Origin of the sequence: Pseudomonas antarctica (assembly GCF_900624995.1) — a bacterium.
In the GTDB taxonomy this organism is placed as follows: Bacteria; Pseudomonadota; Gammaproteobacteria; order Pseudomonadales; family Pseudomonadaceae; genus Aquipseudomonas; species Aquipseudomonas antarctica.
This window is the reverse complement of the sequence record NZ_UYXQ01000048.1, coordinates 1-21,225: the sequence shown is the minus strand read 5'-3', so window position 1 is coordinate 21,225 and position 21,225 is coordinate 1. Positions and strand designations below refer to the sequence as shown.

Sequence of the window (21,225 nt, the reverse complement as noted above, 5' to 3'; positions counted from 1 at the left end):
CTTCAGGGTTGGAGAGTCGGTAAGGCCATGTGCAGCAAGGGAAAGGGTTTGCCTTCGCCATCCAGTGGCGAGCGCGCGACCTGGATAAAACCATAGTGCAGGTAGAAGCCCACGGCCTGCGGGTTTTGTTCGTTTACATCCACCGTCAGTGTGTCGTGACGGGCGCGGGCGTGGTCGAGCAACTGGCGGCCGATGCCTTGGCCACGACGGTGGGGGTCAATAAACAGCATTTCCACGTTGTGCCCGCCAGTACCGATAAACCCGGCGATGCCGTTACTGTCCGCGAACACCCAGACATCGAGTGCAGGCATCGGCAGGTAGGTGTCACGGACCAGAGGCAGTAAGCGCTGGATATCATCCTCGGGGAGGAAGTCATGGGTGGCCCGCACCGAGCGCTCCCACAGTGCGCCTAGCGCTGGGTCGTCGGCGGCCACGCGAGGTCGAATAGTCATTGCAATGATCCTTCAGGGGGAGCGCGATCCTAACCAATCCGTTTTTTGGCGGAAAGCTTCGCGTAAGAAGTTTCACTATGGCCTGTCGCCTTGACCTGGAGCCGACGGCTGTCTTGAGTCCAGGGTGTTGTTTGGGAGGTTGAATTGCGCCCAGCTCATTACTCCGCGGCCAAGTACTGCCTTTTTATTCGGTACATATCACCGTCTGCGTGGCTGAGCAGCGTATCGGCATCCTCACCATCCACCGGATAAAACGCCACACCAATACTGCAGGAGGGCATTTTCACCCCGCCAAACTCAGCGCCCAGCGGCTCGGCCATGACTGCGAGTATCTGCGCGACTTTCGCGCAAACATCGGCGTGCTGCTGGATATCCGTCAGCAGTACGGTAAATTCATCCCCGCCCATCCGAGCCACCAAGTCGTTCTCACGCACGCAGCGTTCCAGCCGCCGTGCGATCACGCAGAGCACGCGATCGCCCACGGCGTGGCCATGGACATCGTTGATGCCCTTGAAGTCATCGACGTCTAGAAACAGCAACGCCAGCGTGCTGTTGTGACGCTGTGCGTCCTGCAGGGCCGAGTCCAGCCCATCGTTGAACAGTGACCGGTTGGTGAGCGCCGTCAGCGGGTCATGATGGGCGAGGAAGCGTAATTCTTCCTCGGCCTGGGTGAGGGCGGTTACGTCCCTCGCGACACCGATCCGCGCACCCACCTCTTCGGACCAGAACGCCGCCCACAGGATGTGTACGATTTCGCCATCCTTGCGGACATAACGGTTGCGGAAGTCGACGTGGGGCCTGCCATTCATGACCCGTACAATCGAGGCACGGGTGCGCGCCAGGTCCTCAGGGTGCATGTAATGGGTAATGGGTGTGCCGGTCAGCTCGTCTGCACGGTAACCGAGCAGCGCTTCACAGCCATCACTCACAAAGACGATCAGGTTCTCACTGTCGACTACGAAGACCGTGTCGAGCATCAAGTGGATCAGCTTTGGATAGAGGGCTTGCAGGTCAACAGCCATAGTCAGGGGCGTCCGGTTCAGATTCACCGATCATAGCGCGATCACACAGGAAGGGGCCGGGGAATGCTGCAGACTTTAAGCGGCGATGCCGGATCTGTCGATCAGCGGTGCTCAGAGAAGCCTACCCCTGCTGTGCAGTCGGGCGCTTCGGCGCGTCGCGTGCGCAGGTGATCATGACGGCGTGTGGCCTAATGCGGCGGTTCATGGTGTGATGATGGGCTCGGAATCGGAACAATCATCACGCGATGCCCTTACCGGACGCTCTCCCGTTCGCGGCGCACACGTTCGCGAGGAACGTGCAGAGAAAAAGCCGTTAGGGTTTGATTTGTTGAAGATAAAATGCACTTAAGAGTGAGTGGGGTTCCAGCATTCATGAGCAATCACAAGATTGGGATTCGTCGGGTCAACGTCGAAAAAATCCTGCTGGCGGCGGAGAAAATCTTCGCCGAGAAAGGCTACGGCAGCACTGCCATGGCCGACATCGCTGAAGAAGTGCAACTGCCGCGCTCCAACCTGCATTACTACTTCACCACCAAAAGCGAGCTGTACAGCGCGGTGCTGTTCGACTTGCTGGAGCTGTGGAAGCAGGACGCCCTGAGTTTTGAAACCTTCGATGACCCACGGGTGGTGCTCAGCAGCTACATCCGCGCCAAGATGCAGCGCGCGCGTACGCGGCCGTATGGCTCGAAAGTCTGGGCCAATGAAATCATCCACGGTGCGCCGACACTCGGTGAAGCGCTGGATGAAAGCCTGTACGACTGGGCCAAGATGAAGGAAGCGAAAATTCGCCAGTGGGTGGAGGACAAACGCATCCTGCCGGTGGAGCCGTCGAGCCTGCTCTACATGATCTGGGCCTCGACCCAGCACTATGCGGACTTTGATCACCAGGTGAAGATTCTGAATGATCACCAGCCGTTGTCGGATATGCAGTTTGAGAAAGCTATCCAAACCGTGACAGGGGTGATTTTGCGTGGGATTGGGTTGCAGCCTTAAAGGTGTGGTGAGGTTTAGGGCCCCATCGCACGCAAGCCAGCTCCCACAGGGGAATGCATTCCAAGTGTGGGAGCTGGCTTGCCGGGCCGCCGCATCGCTGCGATAGCGGTCTAAAGGACTACACAGCCTCTCGATACGGATTACGCGGATCCTGCGTCCAATTCAAAAACGGCTTGCCCGTCTCCATCGGCACCATCTCGATGCAATCGGCCACCGGACAGGTGATCTGGCACAAATTGCAGCCCACGCACTCATCGTCAATCACCTCGTATTTATGCGTGCCATCCGCCTGTTTCAAACTCGAGATGGCCTGGTGCGACGTGTCTTCACAGGCAATGTGGCAACGCCCACAGCCAATACAGGCTTCCTGATCGATCTTGGCGATCACCTGATAATTGATATCCAGGTACTTCCAATCGGTGGTATTGCCCACCGCGCGGCCGGAAAATTCCTGCAAACTTTTGTAGCCTTGGCTGTCCATCCACCGCGACAGACCATCCTTCATCTCTTCCACAATTCGAAACCCGTGCAGCATCGCCGCCGTGCACACCTGCACCGCGCCGCAGCCCAACGCGACGAATTCTGCCGTGTCGCGCCAGTTGCCGATGCCGCCAATCCCGCAGATCGGCAGGCCTTGGGTCTGCGGGTCGCGGGCGATTTCCGCGACCATATTCAACGCGATCGGCTTGACGGCCGAGCCGCAATACCCGCCATGGGTACTTTGGGTGCCCACCACCGGCAGGGCGACCATGCGCTCCAGGTCCACACTGGTGATGGAGTTGATGGTGTTAATCAGCGACACCGCGTCCGCGCCACCGCGATACGCCGCGCGCGCCGCCACGCGGATATCGGTGATGTTTGGCGTGAGCTTGACGATCACCGGCAGCGAGCAATAGGTCTTGCACCAGCGCGTCACCTGTTCCACGTACTCCGGCACCTGGCCGACGGCCGCGCCCATGCCGCGCTCCGGCATGCCGTGGGGGCAGCCGAAATTCAGTTCGATGCCGTCGCAGCCGGTGGCCTCCACCAGCGGCAGGATGTTTTTCCAGGATTCTTCAACACACGGCACCATCAGCGACACAATCAGCGCGCGGTCGGGCCAGTCTTTTTTCACCTGAGTGATTTCGCGCAGGTTGATCTCCAGGGAGCGGTCGGTGATCAACTCGATATTGTTGATGCCCAGCACTTCACGGTTGGCGCCGTAGTGCGCCGAGTAGCGTGACGACACGTTGACCGCTGCCGGGTCTTCACCGAGGGTTTTCCACACCACGCCGCCCCAGCCGGCTTCGAACGCGCGGACCACGTTGTAGGCCTTGTCGGTAGGTGGTGCTGAGGCCAGCCAGAATGGGTTGGGGGCTTTGATACCAGCGAACACAATCGAGAGATCGGCCATTACGCAGCCTCCACATTCAGCATGAGTTGGGCGTGCATGGCTTCAGCCGCCAGCTTGCCGTGTTGCACCGCCTGCACGGTGAGGTCCTGGCCGAGGCTGACGCAGTCGCCGCCGGCATACACGCCAGGGATGCTGGTTTGCAGGTGTTCGTCGACGAAGATGCGTTCGCCCACGCGGTGCAGTTGTTGAGCCAGTGGGTCATGCAGGGCCTCGTTATCGAAACCTTGGCCGATGGCCTTGAAGATCGCATCGGCGGCCAGTTCGAAGGTCTCGCCAGTGGGCTGCAGGCGGCCGTTTTCCATGTGTGTGCGCGCAAAGCGCATGCCGCGCACGTGGCCTTGATCATCCAGCAATACTTCTTCGGGTTGGGCCCAGGTCAACAGGCGTACCTGGTTGGCCTTGGCAATGGCCTGTTCATGGTGAGTGGCGCCCATGTCGGCGAGGCCACGGCGGTACACCAGGTTCACATCGCGTGCACCGAGGCGGGCCATTTGCACGGCCATGTCGATGGCGGTGTTGCCGGCGCCGAGCACGATACAGCGGTCGGCCAGCGGCAGTTGCGTGAGGTCATTGGCTTGGCGCAGCTCGCGGATGTAGTCGGTGGCGGCGAGCAGGCCGGGGGCGTCCTCGTGCGGTAAGCCGAGCTGTTTGCTGGCGGCAAGGCCGAGGCCGAGAAACACCGAATCGAATTGTTGGTGCAGTTCGCTCAGGGTCAGGTTGTCGCCCAGGCGCTGACCGTGACGGATGTCGATGCCACCGATCTGCAGGAGAAAATCCAGCTCCTTCTGGGCGAAGTCATCCACCAGTTTGTACTTGGCGATCCCGTACTCATTCAGGCCTCCGGCCTTTTCCCGTGCTTCGAAAATCACCACGTCGTGGCCGTGCACGGCGGCGCGATGGGCACACGCCAACCCGGCCGGCCCGGCACCGACCACAGCGATGCGCTTGCCAGTCGGCGCGGCACGCTGGAACGGGTGTTCGCTGAAGTGCGCGTTGTCGATGGCGTAGCGTTGCAACAGGCCGATCAGCACCGGCGCGCATTCTTCGGCGTTGTTACGTACGCAGGCTTGCTGGCACAGAATCTCGGTGGGGCAAACTCGCGCGCAGCTGCCGCCGAGGATATTGGCCGAGAGAATCTTCTGCGCTGCGCCTTGCACGTTTTCGGTGTGGATGTTGCGGATGAACGAGGGGATATCGATCTCGCTGGGGCATGCATTCACGCACGGCGCGTCGTAGCAATACAGGCAGCGCGAGGCTTCCAATTGCGCCTGGCGGGCGTTGAGCGGCGGCGCCAGGTCGGTGAAATGGCTGGCGAGTGTCGGCCCATCTTCATGGGGATGGGGGAGGTGGGTCAGGGTCTGGATCACGGTTTTGGCCTCACGGTTATTGAGGTGCTGCCTCTGATGGGCGATCGTTCCCATGCTCTGCGTGGGAATGCCTCACCGGACGCTCTGCGTCCGCCCCCGGCTGCATTCCCACGCAGAGCGTGGGAACGATCATGTGCGCTGTATGTTCAGCGCTTTACAGCAGTGGGCCTGGAATGCTCCGCCCGCTTGCTCAACTGCTCAAACACCGACGGATACGCCGGGCGTTCCACATACCGCCCGGCCCCACGTTCGGCGCGCATGTCGCCATCGGCCCAGACCAGTTTGCCCTGGCTGATAGTGTGGCTCGGCACGCCGCGCACGGTCTTGCCTTCGAAGATGTTGAAGTCGACTTTTTGATGGTGGGTCTTGGCCGAAATCGTGCGCGTACCGGCGGGGTCCCACAGCACCAGATCCGCGTCGGCGCCTACGCGGATCGCACCTTTACGCGGGTAAAGGTTGAAGATCTTCGCGGTGTTGGTGGAGGTCAGCGCGACGAATTCCTGCATCGACAGGCGACCGGTGTTGACGCCTTCGTCCCACAGCAGCGCCATGCGGTCTTCAATGCCTGCGGTGCCGTTGGGGATCTTGCTGAAATCGTCACGGCCGGCGGCTTTTTGCTCGGCGCAGAAGCAGCAATGGTCGGTGGCGGTGGTGTGCAGGTTGCCCGATTGCAGGCCGTGCCACAGCGCTTCCTGGTGCCCGCGTGGGCGGAACGGCGGGCTCATCACGTAGCCGGCGGCGGTTTGCCAGTCGGGGTGTTGGTAAACGCTGTCGTCGAGCAGCAAGTGGCCGGCGAGCACTTCGCCGTACACCGGCTGGCCCTTGCCACGGGCGTAGGTGATCTCATCCAGCGCTTCCTTGGTGGACACGTGCACCAGGTAGAGCGGCGTGCCGATGGTCTCGGCGATGCGAATCGCGCGGCTGGCCGCTTCACCTTCCACTTGGGACGGGCGTGACAGCGGGTGCGCTTCCGGCCCGGTGATCCCCTGGGCCATCAGCTTGCGTTGCAGGTGATACACCAGCTCGCCGTTTTCTGCGTGCACGGTGGGCACCGCGCCGAGTTCCAGGCAGCGCTCGAAGCTGGCGACCAGCGTGTCATCGGCGGCCATGATCGCATTCTTGTAGGCCATGAAATGCTTGAAGCTGTTGATGCCGTGGTGGCTGACCAACTCGGCCATTTCCTCGCGCACCTGCTCGCTCCACCAGGTGATCGCCACATGAAAACCGTAGTCGGAGGCGGACTTTTGCGCCCAGCCGCGCCACTGGTGAAAGGCTTCCATCAACGACTGCTGCGGGTTGGGAATCACGAAATCGATGATCGAGGTGGTGCCGCCCGCCAGGCCCGCCGCCGTGCCACTGAAAAAGTCTTCACTGGCCACGGTGCCCATGAAGGGCAGTTGCATATGGGTGTGGGGGTCGATGCCGCCGGGCATCAAGTATTGGCCGCTGCCGTCGAGTACTTCAGTGCCGGCGGGAATATCCAGATCCATGCCAATAGCGCGAATTAGACCGCCTGCGCATAACACATCGGCGCGGTAACTTTCATCATGGGTAATAACGGTGGCGCCACGGATCAACAGTGACATGTCGAGTTCCTCACAGGCTTGACCGGCTTGTGCCAGTTCTAAGTGTTGTAATGCTGCTTGCCGATGGTCGGTTAAAACCTGTCATCGGTGACAGGAATAGAAACTAGCCCGAGTTTTTCGAATGAGCAAGAAGATTTTTATTAAGCTTATAGAGTGTTTAACTATATGATTCTAAAAGATAAAAATTATAAATCACCAAAATGTAGCGATCGCTCACCATTTTGACGCACTTGACAGGTTCATGCGCTGAGCAACATTTCTTATTGCAAATCAGACGCTTGAGATATGCCGCTTGACGGGGCCGGTAAATAAAAATAATTGTGTTGCACCAGATTGAGTCCTGACGGTTCGGGAACTTGCGCGTTATTTAGCCTGAGTCACGCGCCAAGTACCGAAGGCTCAATCGCAAAGCTGATAAACATCAGCGAGTTAGCGATGCGGTGCGGGTTTAAGGTGGGTGGTCGGCACGGTTATTGAGTGCAGTGGCGGCTGGCCGGGCCCGTGATGTCATGTTGTTTACGAGGTACTCCGGCCACCCTGCGCTCAGCGTTGGGTGAGCAAAAATAATTCGAAAAAACCGTGGAGCGGCCATGCAACAGAACAGATCGCAAGTCATTGAGCGCAACGGCCTGTACGAACTCGACGCCGGCCCCGACGTCCTCGACAGCCCTCGCTACAACCACGATATGGCACCGACGAAGGTGCACGAACGCACCTGGAACAAATGGCACATCACCGCGCTGTGGGTCGGCATGTCGATCTGCGTGCCCACCTACACGCTCGGCGGTGTGCTGACCGCGTACTTCGGGTTGTCAGTGGGTGAGGCGCTGATGGCGATCCTGCTGGCCAATATCGTGGTGCTGATCCCGCTGACGCTTAACGCGTTTCCCGGCACTAAGTACGGTATTCCGTTCCCAGTATTGCTGCGCTCATCCTTTGGCATTCTTGGCTCCAACGTGCCATGTCTGATTCGGGCGCTGGTGGCGTGCGGCTGGTTTGGCATACAGACGATGTTCGGCGGGCTGGCGATTCACCTGTTTCTTGGCTCGATTTTCGACGGCTGGAAATCCCTCGGCGGCACCGGTGAAGTGATCGGCTTCATGATCTTCTGGACCCTGAATTTGTGGGTAGTACTGCGCGGCGCCGAGTCGATCAAACGTCTGGAAACCTTGTCGGCGCCACTGCTGGTGGCGGTGGGGATCGGCCTGTTGGTGTGGGCGGTGCCGAATGTATCGCTCAGCGAGCTGATGGCGATTGCACCCAAGCGGCCCGAAGGTGCGAGCCTCACCGGTTACTTCATGGCGGGGCTCACCGCAATGGTCGGGTTTTGGGCCACCTTGTCGCTGAACATCCCCGACTTCAGCCGCTACGCCAAAAGCCAGAAGGACCAGATTCTCGGGCAGATTTTCGGCCTGCCACTGACCATGTTCCTGTTCGCCGCCCTCGGCGTGATCATGACTGCCGCGTCGGTGAAGCTGGTGGGCGTCAGCGTCTCCGACCCGGTGACGTTGATCGGGCATATCCAAAGCCCGGTGTGGGTCGCCATCGCCATGCTGCTGATCATCATCGCCACCTTGTCCACCAACACCGCCGCTAACATCGTCTCGCCGACCAACGACTTCCAGAACATCGCGCCCAAGCTGATCAACCGCAACACCGCGGTAATCCTCACTGGCCTGGTCGGGCTGGCGTTGATGGCTCATGAACTGGCGAAAAAGCTCGGGCTGATCGTCTCGGACGTGAGCCTGGAGACCGTGTATTCGAACTGGTTGCTGGGCTATTCAAGCCTGCTGGGGCCGATTGCCGGGATCATGGTGGTGGACTACTTCATCACCCGCAAACAGCAGCTGGACCTGGCCGGTTTGTACCGCGACGGCGTGTACCCGGCGTGGAACTGGAGCGGCTTTGTCGCCTTCGGTGTGCCGGTGGTGCTGACCTTGCTGTCGCTGGGCAGCGATGCGTTCAGTTGGTTCTACAGCTATGGCTGGTTCACTGGTTCGGCCTTGGGCGGCGCTTTGTATTACGGTTTGAATGCCAAGCGCGGCGTCAGCCCAGTCACCGCCAAATCACCTTTGTAAATACGGTCAATGTGGGAGCTGGCTTGCCTGCGATGGCATCACCTCGGTTCGGCAGAAATACCGAGTCGCGCGCATCGCAGGCAAGCCACAGTTGAGCGAGTCAATTCATAAAAAATGTAGCCTGAGGAGATCCCCATGAACGCTGCCCTGGACGTTCTGCAATCCACCCATCAGCACATCAACCGCGACCGCTTGTGGCAGTCCCTGATGGACTTGGCCAAACTCGGCGCCACGCCCAAAGGCGGTGTATGCCGCCTGGCCCTCACCGACCTTGATCGCAAGGCTCGAGATCTGTTCGTGCAGTGGTGTGAAGAGGCCGGTTGCACCGTGACCATCGACGGCATCGGTAATATCTTCGCGCGTCGACCAGGCCGCAATCCCAACCTGGCGCCGGTGATGACCGGCAGCCATATCGACACCCAACCTACGGGCGGCAAGTTCGACGGGTGCTTCGGCGTGTTGGCAGGTGTGGAGGTGCTGCGCACCCTCAATGACCTCAAGATTGAAACCGAGGGGCCGCTGGAAGTCGTGGTGTGGACCAACGAGGAAGGCTCGCGCTTCCCGCCGTGCATGATGGGCTCGGGCGTGTTTGCCGAGAAATTCACCCTGGCCGATACCTTGGCCAAAGTGGACGTGGACGGGGTCAGTGTAGGCGATGCCTTGAATGCGATTGGCTATGCAGGCACACGACCTGTCAGCGGTCATAAAGTCGGGGCTTATTTCGAAGCGCATATCGAACAAGGCCCGATTCTGGAGGATGAGAAGAAAACCATCGGCGTGGTGCTAGGGGCCTTGGGGCAGAAGTGGTTCGACCTGAAACTGCGCGGCGTCGAAGCCCATGCCGGGCCTACGCCGATGCACCTGCGCAAGGATGCTCTGGTGGGTGCGGCGGCAGTGGTGGCTGCCGTGAATGCGGCGGCGTTGGGGCATCAGCCGCATGCGTGCGGCACCGTCGGTTGCCTGCAGGCCTATCCAGGTTCACGCAACGTCATCCCCGGCGAGGTGCGCATGACACTGGACTTTCGTCATTTGGAACCGGCGCGGCTGGACTCGATGATTGCCGAGGTGCGCAAGGTGATTGACGACACCTGCGCCAAGCACGGCTTGAGTTTTGAAATGGAACCCACCGCCGACTTTCCGCCGTTGTACTTCGACAAGGGTTGCGTGGACGCTGTGCGTGATGCGGCGAATGGGCTGGGGTTGTCGAACATGGACATCGTCAGCGGGGCAGGGCACGACGCAATTTTCGTCGCCGAGCTGGGCCCGGCCGGGATGATTTTTGTACCCTGTGAAGGCGGCATCAGCCATAACGAAATCGAGAACGCCGCGCCCGATGATCTAGCGGCCGGGTGTGCGGTGTTGTTAAGGGCGATGGTGGCGGCTTCGGCGGCGATTGCCAGTGGCACGCTCGCTGCCTGAGAGCGCTTGCCTGGCTGATCTACCGCCATCGCAGGCAAGCCACACACATTTAGCTCCAAGTGTGCTGACGACCTGAGTCAGGCCCCAGGTTGCCAGCCGCCGCCGAGCGCGGTGACTAACCCCACACTTGCCTGCAACTGCCGCGTCTGCACCGCCTGTAATGTCCGCTGCGCCTGCAGTGCCGCTGTTTGCGCGGTGACCACGTCCAGGTAACTCACGGCCCCGGCCTGATAGCTGTTCATCGCCAGTGACTGCGTGTGCTGCGCCGCATCCGCCGCCGCTTGCTCATCCTGCGCTTCTTGTTGCAAGTCTCGCAGTTGCGCCAGGTTGTCTTCCACCTCGCGCACGGCTTTCAATACATGGCTGCGGTACTGCGCCGAAGCCTCTTCAAATTCGGCCTTGGCCTGACGCTCATTGGCACTCAAGCGCCCGCCGTCAAAGATCGGCAAGTTCACCAACGGCCCCAGCGCCCAATACCGATTGCCGGCGGACAGCAAGTTACCCACCCCTTGCGTCTGCCCGCCTATTAACCCGGTCAAGCTGAAGTCCGGATACCACGCCGCTTTGGCCACACCGATATTGGCATTGGCGGCAAACACGCGCCGCTCCGCCGCCGCAATGTCGGGACGACGTTGCAGCAGATGGCTCGGCAGCTGCGACGGAATCCCCGGCAGCGCAATCAATTGTTGGCTGGGCGGCAAGCTGAAGTTGCTGGCCGCCGCGCCTACCAGCTCGCCAATGGCATGCTCGGTGAGGTTGCGCTGGCCGCGCACCTCCTCCAGTTGCGCCTTGGCTTCGGCCAGTTGATTTTGCGCGCGGGTCAGGTCCATCTCCGAGGCAATCTGGCCCTCATAACGACTATGCGTCAGCTGCAACGCCTGACTGAAATCATCCAGCGAGCTGTTCAGAATCCGGCTTTGCGCATCCAGCCCATTGAGCTGCACATACAGCGTCGCCAATTGATGCTGCAGACTCAGGCGCGCCACCGCCAGGTCATCACCCGAGGCTTGCGCCTGCGCATCCCCGGCCGCCACCTGGTTGCGGATCTTGCCCCAAAGGTCCAGGTCGTAGCTCAGTGAGAAACCCGCCGTGTTGCTGTTGTACACCGACGGCTGCGTATCCCCACGCAGCGGTCGCGAGTCCGATTGCCGCTGGCGCAGTGGCTGCGCGCTGGCGGTGATCTGCGGGAACAAACCCGCGTGCAATTGGCTGGCGTACGCCTGGGATGCATCGAAATGCGCCAGCGCCGCCGCCAAATCCGGGTTGGCCTTGAGCAACTGCTGTTGCAGGTCATTGAGGTGCGAGTCGTTGTAGAGTTTCCACCATTCGGGCGCGAGTTGGTCGCAGGGTTGCGCGCTGTGCCACGGGCCGTCGCTGGTCTGTTCGCGATAGCCCGCCGGCAGGTCAACCGACGGCACCTTGTAGGTGGGCGCCATCGAGCAGCCCTGCAATAGCAGCATCAACGCCGCCAGGGGTTTAAGCCTTGGGCGCATGTACACCTCCGGCATCGGCCAGTTGCACAGGGTCGCCTTCGCGCAGGGCGTCTGGCGGGTTGTCGACCACACGGTCGGCGGGTTTCAAACCTTGGTCGATGACCAGGCGCTCGCCGAGGTCGAGGCCGATGTGGATGTCTTGCAGGTGCACGTGGTTCTGCGCGTCCAGCACCGCGACTTGGGTGCCTTGCGCACGGAAGATCAGCGCACTGGCCGGGATGCTCACACCGTGGGTATCCGCCGGAATCGGCAGCGTGGCTTCGGCGTAATCACCCGGCAGCAATTCGTCGTTGGGGTTGTCGACGACGAACTGCGCGAGCAGCGTGCCGGAGCGACGGTCGATGGCGGTGGAGTCGCCGATCAGGCGCGCCTTGAAGTGCTCGCCGGGGTGTTCCGGCACGGTCAGCTCGGCTTCGAGGCCGGGGTGGATGACCGCCGCATAATTCTGCGGCACCGGCACGTACAGGCGCAGTTGGTGAGTGTCGGCGATGTTGAAGAGTTCCGGGTCACTGTCGGTGTCGGCCTTGATCAACTGACCGATATCGGTGTTGCGCGCGGTGATGGTGCCGGCGAATGGCGCGCGAAGGGTCTTGTAGCTTTCCAGCGCCGACAGCCGCGCATAGTCGGCGGCGGCCGCTTCGGCATTGGCCTTGGCAGCGGCGGCGTTGGAGGTTTTTTCATCCGCTGCCTGACGCGACACTGAGTGGCTGGCCAACAGGTTTTTCCAGCGTGTGGCGGTGGTCTCGGCCAGGCGTGCATTGGCCTGTTCCTGCACCAGGTGCGCATGGGCCTGCGCCAGTTGCTGGTCGAGGTCCGGGCTGTCGATTTCGGCGAGGATTTGCCCGGCGTTGACCCGGGTGCCGATGTCGGCTTTCCAGTCTTTCAAATAGCCGCTGACCCGCGCGTGAATCGGCGCCTTGCTCCAGGCCTCAAGGTGCGCGGGCAGGCGCAAGGTGTCGCCGGCCACGTTTTGTTTCGGTTGGAACACCATCACTCGCGCGATGGCGGCGGTTTCGGTCCAGGCAGTGACCGATTGTTCGTGCATCGTGCGGGCGTGCAGGCCGTTGGCGACCAACAGGGCGGCCAGTGTCAGGCCGCCGACACCCATGAGCATCAGACGCTTGCGCGAGGGTTTGTGATCAGACGACATGTGAAGTTTCTCCAGCAGCTGCGCGAGTAGGGTGACGACCGTGGACCAGGCTGAAGACCACGGGAACAAACAACAAAGTGGCGACGGTGGCGAAGATCAAGCCGCCGATCACCGCCCGGCCAAGGGGTGAGTTCTGTTCTTCGGACAACGCCAGCGGCAACATGCCGATGATCATCGCCAGGGCCGTCATGCACACCGGCCGGAAACGCGTGTAGCCGGCTTCCATCGCGGCCTTCAACGCGTCGCCATGTTCGGCCAGGCGTTCACGGCAGAAGCTCACCACCAGGATCGAGTTGGCGGTGGCCACGCCCATGCACAAGATGGCCCCGGTCAGCGCGGGCACCGACAGCGAGGTGCCGCTGAGGAACAGCATCCACACGATCCCCGCCAGCGCTGCCGGCAAGGCGGTGATGATCACGAACGGGTCGGCCCAGGACTGGAAGTTGACCACGATCAGCAGGTAGATCAACACCACGGCGCCGAGCAGGCCGAAACTCAAACCGCTGAAGGCTTCATGCAGCGCATCGATCTGCCCATGCAAGCTGATGACCGCGCCTTTGGGGCGCATGGCGGCGGTGTCATCCAGCACCTTTTGCACGTCGCGGGCTACGCCGCCGAGGTCGCGGCCTTGTACGTTGGCGTACAGGTCCAGGGTCGGTTCGATGTTGTAGTGGGTCACTACCGCCGGGCTTTGCACGCGGGAAATGGTGGCCACACCGCCGAGGATTTGCGACCGGCCATCGGCACCGGTGACCGGCAAGGCCTCCAGTGACGGCAGGCTGTCCAGGCGGTATTGCGGGGTCGCGGCGACGATCGAATAGGACACGCCGTTCGCCGGGTTGAGCCAGAAGGTCGGCGCGGTTTGCGAGCTGCCAGCGAGGGAGGCGACCATGCTGTTGGTCACGTCACGCTCGGTGATGCCCAGGCCATTGGCGCGCATGCGATCCACGTTAACTTGCAGCGACGGGTAACCGGTGGATTGCTGGATGCGCACGTCGGCAATGCCCGGTACGTGTTGCAAGCGACGCTCAAGTTCCACCGCATAGGCGCGGTTTTCTGCATCGCTGCGCCCGGAGATTTTTACGTCGAGTGGGGCTGGGGCGCCGAAGTTGAGGATCTGGCTGCTGATGTCCGCCGGCAGGAATGCAAAGTGGCTGCCGGGGAAGCTTTGCGGCAAGGCTTCACGCAGTTTTTTCACGTAGTCGGCGGTGGGCGCGTGGTCCTTTTTCAGCGTGACTTGAATGTCGCCATCCTGCGGGCCGATGGTGCCGCTGCTGCTGTAGGCCATGTCGATGCCGCTGAGCGGAATGCCGATGTTATCGACGACGGTGTCGAGCTCTTCGGCGGGGATGATTTCGCGAATCCGCGCTTCAATGCGGTCGAAGGCCGCCGCGCTTTCTTCAATGCGCGTGCCCAGCGGCAGGCGCACGTGGAGGGCGAGGGCGCCGGCGTCGGTGGCCGGGAAGAAGTCCTGGCCCAGGGTCGGCAGCAGCAGAAACGAGGCCAATACGCAGGCCAGGAAACCGAGGATAAAGCGCTTGCGATTGCTCAGCGCGAGCATCAGCAAGCCATGGTAGGTGTCGCGGATATTCGAGAAGTGGCGCTCGAAGCCTTGCTGAAAATTCAGCACCGATTGCAGCACGGCATTGCGTGGTTTCTTGTGCTGTTCACCCTCGTGGTGGTTGATGAATGCATCTTCCGGATGATGCCCGGCGCCTGTCTCGGGTGTGTGCGGCTTGAGCAGGAACATCGCCAGCGTCGGCACGAATGTGCGCGAGAGGATGAACGAGCTGGCCATGGCAAAAATCACCGCGAGGGCCATCGGCCGGAACAGGTAGCCGGCGATGCCTTGCAGCAGGAACATCGGCACAAACACGATGCAGATGCACAGCAGCGAGACGAACGCCGGGCCGACAATTTGTGCGGCGCCGTCGAGGATCGCGGTCTTCACCGCCTTGCCTTGTTCCAGGTGCCAGTTGATGTTTTCGATGGTCACCGTGGCATCGTCCACCAGAATCCCCACCGCCAACGCCAGCCCGCCGAGGGTCATGACGTTGAGGGTTTGCCCGGTGACCGCCAACAGTGCGATGGCCGACAGCACGGCCAGCGGAATCGACGCGGCGATGATCAACGTTGAACGCCAGCTGCCGAGGAACAGCATGATCATCGCGCTGGTCAGCAGTGCGGCGATGATGCCTTCTTGGGCCACGCTGCCCACCGATTGTTTGACGAACACCGAGGCATCGCCCAGCAACGATGTCTTCAGCGACGGTGGCAGGGTTTCGTTGATGCGCGGCAGCATCTGACGGATACCGTCGATGATCGACAAGGTGGAGATGCTGCCGTTTTTCAACGCCGGCATCAGCACCGCGCGGTGGCCGTCGACGCGCACGATGTTGGTCTGTGGCGGCGAGCCGTCACGCACGTGGGCCACTTGGCCGATGGTGATCAGCGCGCCGTCGACGGTCTTGATCGGCAGGTCGTTGAGCTCATCAATCGCCTTGGGGCTGTTGTTGAGCAGGACCGTGTATTCGTTGGGGCCGAGTTTGGCGGTGCCCACCGGAATGATCTGGTTCTGCAGGGCCAAGGCGTTGCTTACGTCCTGTGCCGAGAGGCCTTTGGCGGCCAAGGCTTGTGGGTCGAGGTCGAGGGTGATCTGGCGCTGCTTGCCGCCCATGGGGGTGGGCATGGCCAGGCCGGGCAGGGCGCTCAGCGGCAGACGGATATTGTTCTGCACCAGGTCGCGGATCCTGGCTTCCGAGAGGCTGGGGCTGGAGAACGCCATTTGCAGGATCGGCACCGTGGAGGCGCTGTAGTTGAGAATCAGCGGCGGCGTGATGCCCGGTGGCATTTGCTTGAGCACGGTTTGTGACACGGCGGTCACTTGCGCGTTGGCGGTGCGGATGTCCACGCCGGGCTGGAAGAAAATCTTGACGATGCCCATGCCGGGCAGCGATTGCGATTCGATGTGCTCGATGTCGTTGACGGTGGTGCTCAGGGAGCGTTCATAGGTGTAGATCACCCGACCGGCCATGGCGTCCGGCGACAGACCGTTGTACTGCCAGACCACGGCGACGACAGGAATGCCGATATCAGGGAAAACATCCGTAGGGGTTTTCAGGGCCGCCATCGGCCCGACGATACAGATGAATAGGGCCAACACGATGAACGTGTAAGGCTTTTGCAGTGCGGTCTTTACCAGCCCGAGCATGCGTGAACCTCCGAGGGAGCAGAATTGCAAACCCCGGCAGTCTTGCCCGACCCACCTAACACGCACCTTTCAGCCAGGTGAAGGAACATTTAGTGAACGGCTGAAGATCGTTTCATATGTATTCATTGGTTCTAGATAGGCCAGCGCTCCAAGCTTGTTATCCATCGGATGCGACACATTTCAGATCGGTCCAGCGTTTTTTATTGATGCCCTTTGGAGCCCTGCCATGTCACTTAAATCACTGAAGTCACTGTTATTGATTCCCGCCCTTGGCGCTGTTTTGTTGTTGTCAGCATGCGCCGGCCCCATCCCCAAGGCGGACCCTGGCGAAGCGTGGATTGGTTTGAAAGAGGAAGCGCCGAACGACCTGATGGCCGAGCGTATAGACGGGAAACGCGTGAACGATGGGCGTTTTTTTGAAGTGATGCCGGGCGATCATCGCCTCGACGTGACGTTATTCGAGGAAGAGCCAGGCGACGACAACCAGCGGGACTGCCAGGGTCGGGTCGAGTACAAGCACTTTCAGGCCGGCGAGCACTACACCCTCATCGAGTCGAGCTTGGGAACCACCGTGCGCGCCGTCCTCAAGGACGGTCACGGCAAGGAAGTCGCGGCGACGCAAGACTTCAATTGCATGCCTGGCTAGGCGTGGTGCACTGCGACCTTGGGGTGCTTGGCCGGTGCAGCGGGTTTGAGGTGGGGGTGATGGTGTCGACGGGTCACGCGCATGACCCCCCACAACATGGCGCTGGCGACTGCCAGCCAACCGCAGATCAACAGGATAATCGTTGTTGCAAGGCTCATTCGGGCCTCCTTTCGCCCCGCAGGGGGCACACACAGTCTTCTCAATGGACAGTCTAGCTGGCTGACGGTTGCCTGCTATTGACCAATGGTCGAGTCCATCCAACTTGTTTGCTCTATCCAGCGCATTTTACTGACGCCTCGGGCTATACCCGCCCAGCAGAGCGTCCTATGATCAGGGCCCTTACCGGCAGTTGATCAAGAGAGTAAAAAATTGCGGTTACGGTCGAACGTTAAAACTTCCTTGCTGATGGTCTGCGCCCTGGGGCTCGCCGCCTGTTCCGGGCACCCCTCGAAACTGGCGGGCCTGCCGGAGCGCGTCGAACTCAACGGCGTGCCGACCTTTCGCAGCGAGGCTTACCTGAGTGGCCCCTCGGCGTTAGCCAGCATGCTGTCGCAACAAGGCATTGTCATGACACCTGGTTTGCTGGATAAGCCCCTGCACCTGCCGGGCGGCGAGGCGGACCTTGAGCGCAACATGCAAGTGCTGGCACGTGAATACGGGCTGATGGTGTACCCGGTAGACGCCAAGTTGACGGCAGTACTGGCACAGGTGGCGGCGGGCTACCCGGTGATGGCGCGGATCAACCCAAGCTTCTGGTCCGGGACGCGCTATGTCGTGGTGGTCGGGTTCAATCAGCAGAAGAGTACGGTGCTGTTGCGCTCAGGCTTGGAACGGCGGCTGTTGATGAGCTTCAGCGACTTTGAGTCGGCGTGGAAGAGCGCAGGAAACTGGGCAATTCTGACTCAGCGCCCCAGCCAGTTGCCGGTGAATATAGAGGTGCAGCGCTGGCGGGATGCGGCGAATGCGACTGCCCAAGCCGGCCAGGAGCAAGCGGCGGCGCAGGCCCTCAAGGTGTTGGCGGAGCGCAAATAAATGTGTGAGGGCGCAAGCCCGCCCCCACATTAAGACCAGCTGTGTTGTTTTAGCGACGCACTTGTGCCGCATTCTGGCGGTTCTTCAAATTCTTGTCGGCCTTGTAGCGCAACGCAACGTCAGGCACCGAACCGCTCTTGCCGGTCTCGACCCAATTGCGAATGCGTCCGGCGTCGGCAAAGTGGGTGAATTTGCCGAAAGCATCCAGAATCACCAGCGACACCGGGCGGTTGCCCATGCTGGTCACCAACACCAGGCAGTGCCCGGCCTGATTGGTGAAACCGGTCTTGGTCAATTTGATATCCCAGGTGGCGCGGTTGATCAGGTGATCGGTGTTGGAGAAACCCAAGGTGTAGTTGGGTTTTCGGAAGGCCACGGTCTTTTCCTTGGTGGTGCTCAACTGGCTCAGCATCGGAAATTTGCGCGCATACGCCAGCAGCTTGCTCAAGTCACGGGCAGTGGACACGTTGTGAATCGACAAGCCGGTAGGCTCGACATAGTGCGTGCTGGTCATCCCCAGCGCCTTGGCCTTGGCGTTCATCGCCGCGATAAAGGCTGGGTAGCCGCCCGGGTAGTGGTGGGCCAGGCTGGCGGCGGCACGGTTTTCCGAGGACATCAGTGCGATCAGCAACATTTCCTTGCGTGGCATTTCGCTGCCGATTTTCACGCGGGAGAACACGCCTTTCATTTCCGGCGTGTCTTTGATGTTGATATCGATGTATTCGTCCATGTTCTGCTTGGCTTCCAGCACGATCAGGCCGGTCATCAATTTGCTCACGGAGGCGATAGGCACAACCACGTCGGGGTTGCTGGAGTAAATGACTTTGTTGGTCTGCAAGTCGACCAGCATGGCGCTGCCGGAAGCGATGTGCAGTTTGGAGGTATCACGCGGGGCGAGGGTGGTTTCGGCGGCGTGCGCAAAGGTGCCTGTGAACGCAAAAAATAGGCTGACGATAGAGAGACGAATTTTCACGCGGATGAACTCGCTAAAATGGTAAGGAAATACCGTTGGGAAACGGGTTATATGACAAATGCCGTTACATTTTAGGAGTATGGATGAAGAACTGTCGAATGTTCTTCTAGAACCGGACGAAAGTGCTTAAAAACTAACAAAAAACAGTTTTTTTTGCGGGCAATAAAAAGCCCTGCGATAAGGCAGGGCTTTTTCAGTACCGCTGGTTATTAGCCGTGCAGGGTCTCTGCCGCATACAGCGTATTTTCCAACAGGCACGCGCGGGTCATCGGGCCGACACCACCTGGCACTGGAGTGATCCAGCCGGCGCGGGGCAGGGCGGTTTCGTACACGACGTCGCCGACCAGTTTACCGTCTTCCTGGCGATTGATGCCGACGTCGATGACGATGGCGCCTTCTTTAATCCACTCACCTTTGACCAAACCGGGTTTGCCGGCGGCGACGACTACCAGGTCGGCGCGGCCGACGTGGCCGGCCAGGTCTTTGGTGAAGCGGTGGGTGACGGTCACGGTGCAGCCGGCCAGCAGCAGTTCCATGGCCATCGGGCGACCGACGATGTTCGATGCACCCACCACCACGGCATCCAGACCGTACAAGTCGACGCCGGTGCTTTCCAACAGGGTCATGATGCCCTTCGGGGTGCATGGGCGCAGCAGCGGAATACGCTGGGCCAGGCGGCCGACGTTATAAGGATGGAAGCCGTCGACGTCTTTGTCCGGGCGGATGCGTTCGAGCAATTTCGACGCGTCCAGGTGTTCAGGCAGCGGCAGCTGGAGCAGGATGCCATCGATGGCCGGATCGTCGTTGAGGCTGTCGATCAGTTCGGTCAAGGCCTGCTGGGTGGTGCCTTCAGCCAAGTCGTAGGCTTTGGAAATAAAGCCGACCTCTTCACAGTCTTTACGCTTGTGCGAGACATAAACCTGAGAGGCAGGATCGCTGCCGACCAGGATCACCGCGAGGCCAGGCGTGCGCAAACCTTGCTGGCGACGCTCGGTGACGCGTTTGGCGATCTGCTGGCGCAGGCTGGCGGCGATTGATTTGCCGTCGATAAGTTGTGCAGTCATTACGCGTGATTAACCATCGAGAGGGGGAAGAAAAGTGCGCGCATTCTCGCACGCCATGACGTGAGGGCAAAGGCGCTTGGTCTGCAAATTGCCCTAACTCCTTAAATAAAATCAGTTTTTTTCAAAAAAGATTTGACGGGTATCAAGGCCCTCTATACTATTCGTCGCACTTGTCGGGCACAGCCTAGCACTGGTTAAGAAGGCCGCGCAGAATTGTTGTACTGCCAGGCTGAAAGCATTTAGTTTGTAATCCTCAAAGAGTACAGATTAATAAGGCGCCCGTAGCTCAGCTGGATAGAGCATCCGCCTTCTAAGCGGATGGTCGCAGGTTCGAGTCCTGCCGGGTGCGCCATTAGGCAGCTTTGGCACAAGTAGCGCTATATGGTGGGCGTAGCTCAGTTGGTAGAGCACGGGATTGTGACTCCCGTTGTCGAGGGTTCGATCCCCTTCGTCCACCCCATATTTTAAAGGCGCCAGATTAATCGTCTGGCGCCTTTGCTTTAAGAGCTTCAAGCGCGGATGTGGTGGAATTGGTAGACACACTGGATTTAGGTTCCAGCGCCGCGAGGCGTAAGAGTTCGAGTCTCTTCATCCGCACCAATTAAACGTTGCACTGCCATCAGGTGGGGCAAGGTTCAGCAAAGAAGCTGTTTGAGTTCTTTGCTAATGCAATATGGTGGGCGTAGCTCAGTTGGTAGAGCACGGGATTGTGACTCCCGTTGTCGAGGGTTCGATCCCCTTCGTCCACCCCATATTCTTAAAAAGCGCTAGATCAATGATCTGGCGCTTTTTTTTGTGTCAGAGATTTCTGGTCCCTTATAGGGTGTATCTTGACGCCAAGAAAAAACAAGCATTCTCAATGCCTTGGCGTTAGAATCTTTGCCGGTTTTGAGCGTGTAGAGCTGATCCGAAGCTGTACCGGGGTCAGTGCGGCTATTTAATAGCGAATAACGGCGCAGTACCTGAAAAAGGACTGTGCCGTTTTTGTTTAAGTGTTTTGAGTTTCCAGGGTGGGGCGTTTCGTCGTATTTGTGTTTCTCGATGCTGCCGCCGCGCCCTCCGGTCTTGCCTGCAAGGTCGGTCGCCAAGGATGTGCGTCCCGCTCTTCTATATATAGAAGGGTTGATGCAGAGCCTTGGCATGATGAGCTGTATTTGCTAACGGGATGAGGTGCATGTGTGCACTTGAACCTATAAATGGCCTGCTGTTTTTCTACCCGTTTTCAGTAGGGTGACTTCTTGAGTTTGACCCACTAGAATGCATGCCCTTGATTCTGGGGTCGGAAACGGCCGGCTAACGTCTGTGCAACGAGGAATATCAATGCAAGTTTCTGTTGAAAATACTAC

General features: G+C 60.0%; 17 protein-coding genes and 4 tRNA genes. 9 read left to right on the top strand and 12 right to left on the bottom strand.

Annotation, left to right across the window (positions count from 1 at the left end):
- Nucleotides 1-2: 2 nt before the first annotated feature.
- Together E0F99_RS19385 and E0F99_RS19380 are read right to left on the bottom strand one after the other, a co-directional pair.
- Complete coding sequence (locus E0F99_RS19385; RefSeq protein WP_083357869.1) at nt 3-452, bottom strand: GNAT family N-acetyltransferase; 450 nt, start codon at nt 450-452, stop codon at nt 3-5.
- Between the two features lie 158 nt (nt 453-610).
- Entirely contained in the window at nt 611-1,474 is an 864-nt protein-coding gene (locus E0F99_RS19380) for a sensor domain-containing diguanylate cyclase (RefSeq protein WP_083357870.1), read from the bottom strand.
- Between the two features lie 372 nt (nt 1,475-1,846).
- Between E0F99_RS19380 and E0F99_RS19375 the strand changes: the two genes are divergently transcribed.
- Complete coding sequence (locus E0F99_RS19375) at nt 1,847-2,467, top strand: TetR/AcrR family transcriptional regulator (RefSeq protein ID WP_083357871.1); 621 nt, start codon at nt 1,847-1,849, stop codon at nt 2,465-2,467.
- A gap of 118 nt (nt 2,468-2,585) precedes the next feature.
- Here the strand turns inward: E0F99_RS19375 and preA are convergent, their stop codons facing one another.
- The 3 genes from preA to hydA all read right to left on the bottom strand — a co-directional run bounded on the left by preA (nt 2,586) and on the right by hydA (nt 6,813).
- Entirely contained in the window at nt 2,586-3,860 is a 1,275-nt protein-coding gene (gene preA / locus E0F99_RS19370) for an NAD-dependent dihydropyrimidine dehydrogenase subunit PreA (RefSeq protein ID WP_083357872.1), read from the bottom strand.
- Entirely contained in the window at nt 3,860-5,227 is a 1,368-nt protein-coding gene (locus E0F99_RS19365) for an NAD(P)-dependent oxidoreductase (RefSeq protein WP_083360406.1), read from the bottom strand. Before E0F99_RS19365 ends, preA begins: the two co-directional genes overlap by 1 nt.
- Before the next feature lie 146 nt (nt 5,228-5,373).
- Nucleotides 5,374-6,813: a dihydropyrimidinase gene (hydA, locus tag E0F99_RS19360; protein WP_083357873.1), complete on the bottom strand. Its 1,440-nt coding sequence runs from the start codon at nt 6,811-6,813 to the stop codon at nt 5,374-5,376.
- Nucleotides 6,814-7,403: 590 nt separating this feature from the next.
- Here hydA and E0F99_RS19355 point away from each other — a divergent pair.
- Nucleotides 7,404-8,891: an NCS1 family nucleobase:cation symporter-1 gene (locus E0F99_RS19355; protein WP_083357874.1), complete on the top strand. Its 1,488-nt coding sequence runs from the start codon at nt 7,404-7,406 to the stop codon at nt 8,889-8,891.
- A gap of 135 nt (nt 8,892-9,026) precedes the next feature.
- Nucleotides 9,027-10,310, top strand: coding sequence for a Zn-dependent hydrolase (locus E0F99_RS19350; protein ID WP_083357875.1), 1,284 nt, complete (start codon nt 9,027-9,029; stop codon nt 10,308-10,310).
- Between the two features lie 77 nt (nt 10,311-10,387).
- Here E0F99_RS19350 and E0F99_RS19345 read toward each other — a convergent pair whose 3' ends face one another.
- From E0F99_RS19345 to E0F99_RS19335, 3 genes are read right to left on the bottom strand one after another with little or no spacing between them, the layout of a single operon-like run.
- Complete coding sequence (locus tag E0F99_RS19345) at nt 10,388-11,803, bottom strand: efflux transporter outer membrane subunit (protein WP_083357876.1); 1,416 nt, start codon at nt 11,801-11,803, stop codon at nt 10,388-10,390.
- On the bottom strand, nt 11,787-12,953 hold the full coding sequence (locus E0F99_RS19340) for an efflux RND transporter periplasmic adaptor subunit (protein WP_083357877.1): 1,167 nt from the start codon (nt 12,951-12,953) through the stop codon (nt 11,787-11,789). The genes E0F99_RS19345 and E0F99_RS19340 overlap by 17 nt, the downstream gene beginning before the upstream one ends.
- On the bottom strand, nt 12,943-16,164 hold the full coding sequence (locus E0F99_RS19335) for an efflux RND transporter permease subunit (RefSeq protein ID WP_083357878.1): 3,222 nt from the start codon (nt 16,162-16,164) through the stop codon (nt 12,943-12,945). The genes E0F99_RS19340 and E0F99_RS19335 overlap by 11 nt, the downstream gene beginning before the upstream one ends.
- Before the next feature lie 226 nt (nt 16,165-16,390).
- Between E0F99_RS19335 and E0F99_RS19330 the strand changes: the two genes are divergently transcribed.
- On the top strand, nt 16,391-16,810 hold the full coding sequence (locus E0F99_RS19330) for a PA0061/PA0062 family lipoprotein (protein ID WP_083357879.1): 420 nt from the start codon (nt 16,391-16,393) through the stop codon (nt 16,808-16,810).
- Here E0F99_RS19330 and E0F99_RS30055 read toward each other — a convergent pair.
- Nucleotides 16,807-16,968, bottom strand: a complete 162-nt coding sequence (locus E0F99_RS30055) for a hypothetical protein (protein WP_165447623.1) — start codon at nt 16,966-16,968, stop codon at nt 16,807-16,809. The genes E0F99_RS19330 and E0F99_RS30055 overlap by 4 nt on opposite strands.
- Before the next feature lie 211 nt (nt 16,969-17,179).
- Between E0F99_RS30055 and E0F99_RS19325 the strand changes: the two genes are divergently transcribed.
- Nucleotides 17,180-17,842, top strand: coding sequence for a peptidase C39 family protein (locus tag E0F99_RS19325; protein ID WP_083357880.1), 663 nt, complete (start codon nt 17,180-17,182; stop codon nt 17,840-17,842).
- A 49-nt stretch (nt 17,843-17,891) separates the two neighbouring features.
- On the opposite strand, the gene pbpG is transcribed toward E0F99_RS19325, so the two are convergent.
- Nucleotides 17,892-18,815 carry a D-alanyl-D-alanine endopeptidase gene (pbpG, locus tag E0F99_RS19320; RefSeq protein WP_083357881.1) on the bottom strand — a complete coding sequence of 308 codons (924 nt, stop codon included), beginning with the start codon at nt 18,813-18,815 and terminating at the stop codon, nt 17,892-17,894.
- Between the two features lie 209 nt (nt 18,816-19,024).
- Entirely contained in the window at nt 19,025-19,879 is an 855-nt protein-coding gene (gene folD / locus E0F99_RS19315) for a bifunctional methylenetetrahydrofolate dehydrogenase/methenyltetrahydrofolate cyclohydrolase FolD (protein ID WP_083357882.1), read from the bottom strand.
- Between the two features lie 275 nt (nt 19,880-20,154).
- On the opposite strand from folD, the gene E0F99_RS19310 reads away from it, so the two are divergent.
- From E0F99_RS19310 to E0F99_RS19295, 4 genes are all read left to right on the top strand, one after another.
- Nucleotides 20,155-20,231: transfer RNA gene (locus tag E0F99_RS19310), tRNA-Arg, on the top strand.
- A 32-nt stretch (nt 20,232-20,263) separates the two neighbouring features.
- Nucleotides 20,264-20,339 (top strand) — tRNA-His (locus E0F99_RS19305).
- A gap of 55 nt (nt 20,340-20,394) precedes the next feature.
- Nucleotides 20,395-20,479, top strand: a tRNA-Leu gene (locus E0F99_RS19300).
- A 76-nt stretch (nt 20,480-20,555) separates the two neighbouring features.
- Nucleotides 20,556-20,631: transfer RNA gene (locus E0F99_RS19295), tRNA-His, on the top strand.
- Nucleotides 20,632-20,646: 15 nt separating this feature from the next.
- Here the strand turns inward: E0F99_RS19295 and E0F99_RS19290 are convergent.
- Nucleotides 20,647-20,967: a hypothetical protein gene (locus tag E0F99_RS19290; RefSeq protein ID WP_130908875.1), complete on the bottom strand. Its 321-nt coding sequence runs from the start codon at nt 20,965-20,967 to the stop codon at nt 20,647-20,649.
- Between the last annotated feature and the right edge of the window lie 258 nt (nt 20,968-21,225).

Bases quoted from the DNA above. Each gene is read 5' to 3' on its own strand.
- E0F99_RS30055 (WP_165447623.1), bottom strand. From the start codon at position 16,968: ATGAGCCTTGCAACAACGATTATCCTGTTGATCTGCGGTTGGCTGGCA.
- E0F99_RS19330 (WP_083357879.1), top strand. From the start codon at position 16,391: ATGTCACTTAAATCACTGAAGTCACTGTTATTGATTCCCGCCCTTGGC.
- E0F99_RS19385 (WP_083357869.1), bottom strand. From the start codon at position 452: ATGACTATTCGACCTCGCGTGGCCGCCGACGACCCAGCGCTAGGCGCA.
- preA (WP_083357872.1), bottom strand. From the start codon at position 3,860: ATGGCCGATCTCTCGATTGTGTTCGCTGGTATCAAAGCCCCCAACCCA.
- hydA (WP_083357873.1), bottom strand. From the start codon at position 6,813: ATGTCACTGTTGATCCGTGGCGCCACCGTTATTACCCATGATGAAAGT.
- E0F99_RS19345 (WP_083357876.1), bottom strand. From the start codon at position 11,803: ATGCGCCCAAGGCTTAAACCCCTGGCGGCGTTGATGCTGCTATTGCAG.
- E0F99_RS19380 (WP_083357870.1), bottom strand. From the start codon at position 1,474: ATGGCTGTTGACCTGCAAGCCCTCTATCCAAAGCTGATCCACTTGATG.
- E0F99_RS19350 (WP_083357875.1), top strand. From the start codon at position 9,027: ATGAACGCTGCCCTGGACGTTCTGCAATCCACCCATCAGCACATCAAC.
- folD (WP_083357882.1), bottom strand. From the start codon at position 19,879: ATGACTGCACAACTTATCGACGGCAAATCAATCGCCGCCAGCCTGCGC.
- E0F99_RS19335 (WP_083357878.1), bottom strand. From the start codon at position 16,164: ATGCTCGGGCTGGTAAAGACCGCACTGCAAAAGCCTTACACGTTCATC.
- E0F99_RS19355 (WP_083357874.1), top strand. From the start codon at position 7,404: ATGCAACAGAACAGATCGCAAGTCATTGAGCGCAACGGCCTGTACGAA.
- E0F99_RS19375 (WP_083357871.1), top strand. From the start codon at position 1,847: ATGAGCAATCACAAGATTGGGATTCGTCGGGTCAACGTCGAAAAAATC.
- E0F99_RS19340 (WP_083357877.1), bottom strand. From the start codon at position 12,953: ATGTCGTCTGATCACAAACCCTCGCGCAAGCGTCTGATGCTCATGGGT.